Raw genomic sequence first — 8,015 nt, forward strand, 5'->3', positions numbered from 1 at the left:
CAAATTCTCCTCATCTTCGCCGGCTTACCGGCGTATTGCTGGATTGTATCGGGTTCGCTGCATCCATGCATGTCCTCCTCCCGACCGAGATCGCTTTTGGGCGACATGTAGCAGCGCATGCCGAAATGAGGTGCCGGAGCCACTTGATGATAACCAGACGCGGGTTCCTGCGCTTTATCGGCGGGTCGTTCCTGTCGGTCGCCTCCTTCAGCGCCTACGCCGTCGGTATCGAGCCGATGCTGCTGACGCATGTGAAGCGCTATGCGCTGACGCCACCGCATTGGCCGGCCGGATTGAAGCTGCGCGTCGTCGCGCTCGCCGACATCCATGCTTGCCGGCCGTGGATGACGCCGGAGCGGATCGCGTCGCTTGCCGAAGAGGCGAATGCCTTGCAGCCGGACCTGATCGTGCTGCTCGGCGACTACATAGCCGGCATGCGCCTGGTGTCGCAAAGGGTGACGCCGCCGGAATGGGCTGGCGCCCTGTCGGGCCTCAAGGCGCCGCTCGGCGTGGTGTCGATTCTCGGCAATCACGACTGGTGGGCCGACGGCTTTGCGCAGCGTGCCGAAGTCGGCCCGACGATCGCGCGCAAGGCTCTGGAGAAAGCCGGCATCCCGGTGCTGGAGAACGACGCCGTGCGTCTGGAAAAGGACGGACATGGCGTCTGGATCGCGGGCCTCGCCGATCAGTTGGCGCTGTTGCCGAAAAAGAAACACGAGCCTCCCAGGGGATTGGACGATCTCGACGGCACGCTGGCCAAGATCAGCGATGCCGCGCCCGTCATCCTGCTGGCGCACGAACCGGACATTTTTCCAAAAGTGCCGTGGCGTGTGTCGCTGACGCTATCGGGACACACCCATGGCGGGCAGGTGCGGCTGTTCGGCTATTCGCCGATCGTGCCATCCCAGTTCGGCAATCGCTACGCCTATGGCCATGTCGTCGAGAACGACCGCAACCTCATCGTCTCGGGCGGGCTTGGCTTCAGCAATTTGCCGATCCGTTTCGGAATGCGCCCGGAAATCCTGCAGATAGACCTCGGCTGACCGGCGCGTCATGGCAGGCTTCGGGTCATGGCAGGCTTCGGATTGCGTCCAGCACGTCAGGCTCGGCCTTGTCGCCATTGAATGCGTCGACGATGCCGAAAGCCCCGCCATAGCTCCACACCGACCATGAGAAGCCATGCGCTTCGGCCCGAGCGATCATGTCCCTGACATAGGCGGCCCGATATTCGGCCGGCATCACGTAGGCATTGCCATACTCCTGGCGGATCATGCCGAACTCGCCCAGCGTGATGTCTTCCGGCTTGATGCCGTTGGCCCTCGCCCAAGCCTCGACAGCCTTGAACGGCGCATCCATCAAGCCAAGCAGCTTGTCGGCGCTGTCCATGCTGGCGACCTGCTCGTCGAGGTAGGCAAGCAGGCCATGCTGCCGTGTCCACGGCGCCTCGGCCTTGATCCGGGCGCGGATGGTGTCCAGCGTCACATCAAGCTGCGCCTTCGGCACCGCGGTCAAAGGATAGGGCAGGCCGGTCACATAGGGAATGAAGTCGCCGGCCCAGGTCGCGCCCTGATGGGTGAGCAGGAACGGGTCATAGGAGTGGAAGGTCCAGATGACGTTGTCGTCTGGGATCGTCTTCGGGTCGATCTTTTCCAGAGACGAAGCAGCGGAATAGCAAGCTCCGGTCAGGACCAGCGTCAGTTTCGTCGCCGAGGCGCGCGCCGCCGCGAACAGCTTGCGCTGGCGGTCGGGCCACAGGCTGGTGCCGTCGCTGTCGCAATCGACGATCGGCTCGTTCATGGGTTCGAAAGCGACCTTCTCGGGATCTTCGGCGGCCAGCGTGCGCGCCATGCCGCGAACCACCTCGACATAGCGGTCGAAGGTCGCGGGGTCGTCCATCACTTCGCCCATGCCGATCTTGCGGCCGCCGCCGGCCGGGATCAGGTGCATGTCGACGATGACCTTCAGTCCGGCGCGATTGATCATGCGCGCCGAGTCCAGCACGCTGGCATTGAGTTGGTCACGAAGGTCCGTTGTCTTGTCCGAGAGAAAAGGCGACGGATCGACCGGCATGCGCAGGAAATCGAAGCCGGCATCCTTCAGCGCCTTGAGGTCGTCCTCGTTGAGGAATTTGCGCCATTCCGGGTAGGGCAGGATGGCCTTGGCATCACCCCACTGGTCCTCGCCGGGCCAGGTGACCCACTGGTCGAGATTGAGACCGCGCTTCATCGTGAAGGTCGCCGCCTCACCCGACAGTGTGGAAGCGGCCAGCGCCAGCACGACCGCCATCAAGGTCTTGATCATCGTCGTTAACAGTGCCATCGGGTTCATGCGCCAAAAATACCTGCCGCGTCGGCATCCAAAAGGGAAGCGCAATGGGCGATCATGGTGAATCCGCGGCATTGCTGGCAGGGCTTTCCGGTGCGCTGACCGCGTTCGGCCACCGGCTGATGGCGCGGGTCTATTATGCCGATACCGATTTCTCGGGTGTCGTCTATCACGCGCGCTATCTGGAATTCCTCGAGCGCGGCCGCTCCGACTATCTCAGGCTCACCGGCGTGCATCACACCGAACTCGCCGACGGCAAGCACGGCGAGAAGATCGTGTGGGTGGTGCGCCGCATGGAGATCGACTTCCGCATCCCCGCCCGTATCGATGACATCCTGACCGTCGACACCCGCACCGAGACCATTTCCGGCGCGCGTATCTTCATGGCGCAGCAGCTCAAGCGCGGCGATGAGGTGCTGGTGGAGGCCAAGGTCGAGGCGGCGATCATCGGCGAGAACGGCCGGCCGAGGCGTTTTCCCAGGGAATGGGTGGCGGCGTTCATGCCCAAGGTCGTTCCCCAGGACTGATTGGACGGATCGCGTGCCGACTTCGCCAGCGCCGCCGCTGGGGCGCGGCAATGCGCCGCGCCTTCTAGACTAACCCATCCTTAACCATAACGGTTCATGAAGAGATTGGTGAAGATTGGCGTTATCCAGCGCCTTCCTTTCACCAATATTTGCCCCGAAAAGGCCGCTAACGGCACGGTTTGGGGTGTCCGGTAGCTTCTTGCGAACCGACCACAAGGGATGCCATGGGCCAGCCGCCAGCTTCGCCCGGAAAATCTTAAGGACGTAACGATGGAAAATATCGCACTCGCCGAACCGGGCGCGCAATTGTCGATTTGGGCCTTGTTCATGCAGGCCAGCTGGGTGGTCAAGCTGGTCATGATCGGGCTGCTCTGCGCCTCGGTGTGGACCTGGGCGATCATCGTCGACAAGCTGGTTGCCTATGGCCGCATGCGCCTGGCGCTGAACCGCTTCGAGCAGGTTTTCTGGTCCGGGCAGTCGCTGGAGGAGCTCTATCGCACCCTTGCCGACCGCAAGACGACAGGCATGGGCGCCATCTTCGTCGCCGCCATGCGCGAATGGAAGAAGAGTTTCGAGAAAGGCGCCAAGTCGCCGCTCGGCCTGCAGACCCGCATCGACAAGGCCATGGACCTGGCGCTGACCCGTGAGATGGAAAAGCTGGAGGGCCGCCTCGGCTTTCTCGCCACCACCGGCTCGGCGGCACCTTTCATCGGCCTGTTCGGCACCGTCATCGGCATCATGACCTCGTTCCAGGCCATCGCCGGCTCAAAGAACACCAGTCTCGCGGTGGTCGCGCCCGGCATCGCCGAGGCGCTGCTGGCGACGGCCATCGGCCTGCTCGCCGCCATTCCGGCGGTCATCGCCTATAACAAGCTGTCATCAGATGCGAGCAAGATCGCCGTGCGGATGGAGGGGTTCTCCGACGAGTTCTCCGCCATACTCTCGCGCCAAATCGATGAAAAAGTCGCGCCGAAGGCCTGAGGGACGATCATGGGAATGTCTGTAGGCGCAGGTGGTGGACGTGGCGGCAGGGGTCATCGACGGCGCGGCCGTCACCATGCATTGATGTCGGAGATCAACGTCACGCCGATGGTCGACGTGATGCTGGTGCTGCTGATCATCTTCATGGTCGCCGCACCGATGCTGACGGTCGGCGTGCCGATCGACCTGCCCGACACGCAGGCCAAGGCGATGAATGCCGACACCCAGCCGATCACCGTGTCGATCGATGCGACCGGCAAGATCTTCCTGCAGGAAACCGAGATTCCGATCGAGGAGCTGGTGGCCAAGCTGCAGGCGATCTCGAAGACCGGCTATGAAGAGCGCATCTTCATCCGGGGCGACAAGTCGACCGACTACGGCACGGCGATGAAGGTGATGGCCCGCATTTCGGCCGCTGGCTACAAGAACATCGGCCTGGTTTCACTGCAGGAACAGGATCAATAGACGCACGATGAGGACCGGCCTCACCACATCGGTGATCTTGCACACGGCGGTGCTGGCCTTCGGCCTGTTCACGCTGTCGGCGCCGGCCGCGCTTCCGTCCGCCGATGTCGAGTCCGTCGCGGTCGATATCGTGCCGATGGAAGCCATTGCGCAGACCCTGCAGGGCGACAAGAAGGCCGTGATGCATGAAAAGCCGGCGCCGTTGCCGACGCAGCGTCCCGATATCGTGCCGAATGCACAGAAGGTCGGCGAAAACAGCGTCGACACCGACAAGCCGATAACGCCTGAGGCCAAGCCGAAACCCGTCGACACGACCTCGGCTCCGGCGCCCGCGCCGACCCCGAAGGAAATCCCGAAGACCGAGGACGTGCCGAAGCCGCAGGAAAAGCCCAAGCCCATTCCGGCGACGGAAGTGGCGCCAGCGCCGACGCCCAAGGAAGAGGTCAAGCCTGAGCCGGTCAAGCAGACCGAGCCGAAGCCCACTCCGGCAAAGCCCGCGCCGACACCGCCGCCGCAGGACAAGACCGCCGCCATCGATCCGACGCCCGAGGTCAAGCCCGACGCCGTCGCCGAGGCCATAGCCAAGGACCCGCCCACCGAGGAGACGCAGTTGCCGAATTCGGCGCCCGCGCCGGAGGCCCGGCCGAAGCCGCAGCCGGCACAGGCCGAAAGCGCCAAGGCGCCTGAACGCAAGGATGCCGACAAGCCAGTCAAGGAAGCCTCGTCCAAGCCAAAGTCGGACGACAAGCAGTTCAACGCCAACGAGATTTCGGCGCTGCTCGACAAGCAGAAGCCGTCCGGTGGCGGCGCCAAGCGCTCGACGCAGCAAGCGTCGCTCGGCGGCGACAAGGATCAGGGCCAGAAGCTGTCGAAGTCGGAGCAGGGCGCCCTGGAAAGCCAGCTCGGCGGTTGCTGGACCTTGCCAGTCGGGCTTGAAGGTTCGGAGAATTTCGTCGTCGTCGTCCGTTTCAACCTGAACAACTCCGGCAAGCTCGACGGCCGTCCTTCCGTTGAAACGTCGAGCGGCAACAGGCAGTTCGACGAGAGCGCGGTGCGCGCGGTTCAGAAATGCGACATGGCCGGCCTGCAGGTTCCCGCCGGCAAGCAGGACATCTGGAACGACATCCGGGTCACATTCGACCCAAGGGAGATGCTCGGCCTCTAGGCCCTGATATCCGAAGATCAGTATGAGAAGCGAGAAGACATGAAATCAATCCTCAAGCCGCTCCTGACGATTGCAGCCATGGCGCTGGGCATGACGGCCATCGTTCCGATGCCTGCCTGGGCGCTGGTCGAACTCAACGTCAACAAGGGCAATGTCGAGCCGTTGCCGATCGCCATCACCGATTTCCAGGGCGGCGACGCACTTGGCGCGCAGATTTCCCAGATCGTCACCGCCGACTTGAAGCGCTCCGGCCTGTTCGCGCCGATCGACAAGAGCGCCTTCATCGAGAAGATCGCCAATCCGGACGCAACCCCCCGCTTCGACGACTGGAAGGTGATCAATGCGCAGGCTCTGGTCACCGGCAGCGTCAGCAAGGAAGCAGACGGCCGCATCCGCGCCCAGTACCGGCTATGGGACACATTCGCGGGCCAGCAGATGGCCGGCGAGCAGTTCTTCGCCAATGACGCCAATCAGCGCCGCGTCGCCCACATCATCGCCGACGCCATCTATGAACGGCTGACCGGCGAGAAGGGCTATTTCGATACGCGCGTCGTCTTCATCGACGAGTCCGGCGCCAAGAACGCGCGCAAGAAGCGCCTCGCCATCATGGACCAGGATGGCGCCAACGTCCGCTACCTTTCGGACGGCAGGTCGATCGTGCTGACGCCGCGCTTCTCGCCGAACCGGCAGGAAATCACCTACATGTCCTATGAGAGCGGCCAGCCCAGGGTCTATCTCCTGCAGATCGAGACCGGGCAGCGTGAACTGGTAGGCAATTTTCCAGGCATGACCTTTGCACCGCGCTTCTCGCCCGACGGCCAGAAGGTGATCATGAGCCTGCTGCGCGACGACGGCAATTCCAACATCTTCGCCATGGACCTGCGCAGCCGTTCGACGACGCGGCTGACCAACTCGACCGCCATCGACACCTCGCCTTCCTACTCGCCCGACGGCAGCAAGGTGGTGTTCACCTCCGACCGTGGCGGTCGCGCGCAGATCTACGTCATGGGCGCCGACGGATCGGGCCAGACCCGCATCTCGTTCGGCGACGGCGTCTATTCGACGCCGGTGTGGTCGCCGCGCGGCGACCTCATCGCCTTCACCAAGCAGAGCGGCGGCGAATTCCAGATCGGCGTCATGAAGACCGACGGCTCGGGCGAGCGCATACTGTCGTCCGGCTTCCAGCAGGAAGGCCCGACCTGGGCGCCGAACGGCCGCGTGCTGATGTTCTTCCGCGACGCCAATGGCGGCCCGAAACTGGTTTCCGTCGATCTCACCGGCCGCAACGAGCAGCCGATCCCGACGACGAACTTTGCTTCGGATCCGGCCTGGTCGCCGCTGCTGGAATAGAACGGGAATTGGCGAACTGAAGAATTGAAGAGATGGTGAAAGCAGAGGGCTACGTTAAGCGAGCAAAGGATCTAGAGGTCTACAAGCGCGCTTACGTGGTCTCTCTGGCGGTTCACAAGGCCACCCTCGCTTTTCCCAAGATAGAGCAATACGCGCTGGCCGATCAGTTGCGGCGTTCCAGCAAAGGGATTTGCGCCAATCTGGCTGAGGGATTTGCCAAACAGAGCCACTCCAAAGCCGAATTTGGCCGGTTCATTTCGATGGCCATAGGATCGTGCAGTGAAGTGGAGACGTGGATTTCATACGCGTTCGATCTCGAATACATCTCGCAGGCGCAACGGGACGAGTGGCTACAATCGTATGGCCAGGTGTACGGAATGCTGGTGAACCTCAGAGTGAAGCTAGGGTGACCATCCTTCTTCAATTCTTCAGTTCTCCAACTCTTCAATTCCCCTCTTACATTCCCCTTTTCCATGCCTTCGTCGCGTTTTGGCCGCATTTCCGCCTAGGGTCCGCGCCAACTGTGGCCTATGACAAAACAGCTGCGGACGGGCAGCCTAAACCAAATTTTAACCGTGTTTCTTGAATGCCGGTTAACCCAAACGTGGTTACTGGGTGATCAACGAAATCACTCGAAACATGATCACTCGAATACGAAGGAGAGGCGGCATGGGCCGTATCGCAGCACTGACCAGAAACCCGGCCATGATCGCGCTGGTGGCGATGCTCGCCATCACCGGTTGCGCTTCGAAGAAGACCCCGAACAGCGCCGCTGACCTTGGCCTCAATGGCGCGGGTGCCGCAACACCCGGCTCGGCACAGGACTTCACCGTCAACATCGGCGACCGTATCTTCTTCGATACGGACTCGACCTCGATCCGTGCCGACGCACAGACGACGCTGTCGCGCCAGGCACAGTGGCTGAACCAGTACAAGCAGTATGCCATCGTCGTCGAAGGCCATGCCGACGAACGCGGCACGCGCGAATACAATCTGGCGCTCGGTGCCCGCCGTGCCGCCGCCACGCGCGACTTCCTGGTTTCCAAGGGCGTTTCGGCGAGCCGTCTCAAGACGATTTCCTACGGCAAGGAACGTCCGGTCGCCGTATGCGACGACATCTCCTGCTGGTCGCAGAATCGCCGCGCCGTCACCACGCTCAGCGGCGCTGGTTCCTGAGGCGTCGCGCGCCGAAAGGCGCGCAC

General features: G+C 62.6%; 9 protein-coding genes. 8 read left to right on the forward strand and 1 reads right to left on the reverse strand.

Annotated features, from left to right (window positions below):
- The first annotated feature begins 146 nt into the window (after positions 1-146).
- A complete protein-coding gene (locus LB555_RS11465) occupies positions 147-1,043 on the forward strand; it encodes a metallophosphoesterase (protein ID WP_140616637.1) in 897 nt (298 codons plus the stop codon).
- Positions 1,044-1,068: 25 nt separating this feature from the next.
- Here the strand turns inward: LB555_RS11465 and LB555_RS11470 are convergent, their stop codons facing one another.
- Positions 1,069-2,319: a glycoside hydrolase family 5 protein gene (locus tag LB555_RS11470; protein WP_224682904.1), complete on the reverse strand. Its 1,251-nt coding sequence runs from the start codon at positions 2,317-2,319 to the stop codon at positions 1,069-1,071.
- Between the two features lie 53 nt (positions 2,320-2,372).
- Here LB555_RS11470 and ybgC point away from each other — a divergent pair, with 53 nt between their 5' ends.
- The 7 genes from ybgC to pal all read left to right on the forward strand — a co-directional run bounded on the left by ybgC (position 2,373) and on the right by pal (position 7,989).
- Positions 2,373-2,852: a tol-pal system-associated acyl-CoA thioesterase gene (gene ybgC / locus LB555_RS11475; protein WP_140822578.1), complete on the forward strand. Its 480-nt coding sequence runs from the start codon at positions 2,373-2,375 to the stop codon at positions 2,850-2,852.
- A 270-nt stretch (positions 2,853-3,122) separates the two neighbouring features.
- The gene (gene tolQ, locus LB555_RS11480; RefSeq protein ID WP_015315267.1) at positions 3,123-3,833 is read left to right on the forward strand and encodes a protein TolQ; all 711 of its coding nucleotides are present in this window, start codon (positions 3,123-3,125) and stop codon (positions 3,831-3,833) included.
- Between the two features lie 9 nt (positions 3,834-3,842).
- Positions 3,843-4,298 (forward strand): protein TolR, encoded by a 456-nt coding sequence (gene tolR, locus LB555_RS11485; RefSeq protein WP_023784270.1) that lies wholly within the window; start codon positions 3,843-3,845, stop codon positions 4,296-4,298.
- Between the two features lie 7 nt (positions 4,299-4,305).
- Entirely contained in the window at positions 4,306-5,463 is a 1,158-nt protein-coding gene (locus LB555_RS11490; protein ID WP_224682905.1) for a TonB family protein, read from the forward strand.
- A gap of 78 nt (positions 5,464-5,541) precedes the next feature.
- The gene (gene tolB / locus LB555_RS11495) at positions 5,542-6,813 is read left to right on the forward strand and encodes a Tol-Pal system beta propeller repeat protein TolB (RefSeq protein WP_224531044.1); all 1,272 of its coding nucleotides are present in this window, start codon (positions 5,542-5,544) and stop codon (positions 6,811-6,813) included.
- A 32-nt stretch (positions 6,814-6,845) separates the two neighbouring features.
- Positions 6,846-7,223 carry a four helix bundle protein gene (locus LB555_RS11500; protein WP_015315271.1) on the forward strand — a complete coding sequence of 126 codons (378 nt, stop codon included), beginning with the start codon at positions 6,846-6,848 and terminating at the stop codon, positions 7,221-7,223.
- Positions 7,224-7,482: 259 nt separating this feature from the next.
- Positions 7,483-7,989 carry a peptidoglycan-associated lipoprotein Pal gene (gene pal, locus LB555_RS11505; protein WP_015315272.1) on the forward strand — a complete coding sequence of 169 codons (507 nt, stop codon included), beginning with the start codon at positions 7,483-7,485 and terminating at the stop codon, positions 7,987-7,989.
- The last annotated feature ends 26 nt before the right edge of the window (positions 7,990-8,015 follow it).

It is taken from the genome of Mesorhizobium sp. BR-1-1-10, assembly GCF_020165595.1.
GTDB lineage: Bacteria > Pseudomonadota > Alphaproteobacteria > Rhizobiales > Rhizobiaceae > Mesorhizobium > Mesorhizobium australicum.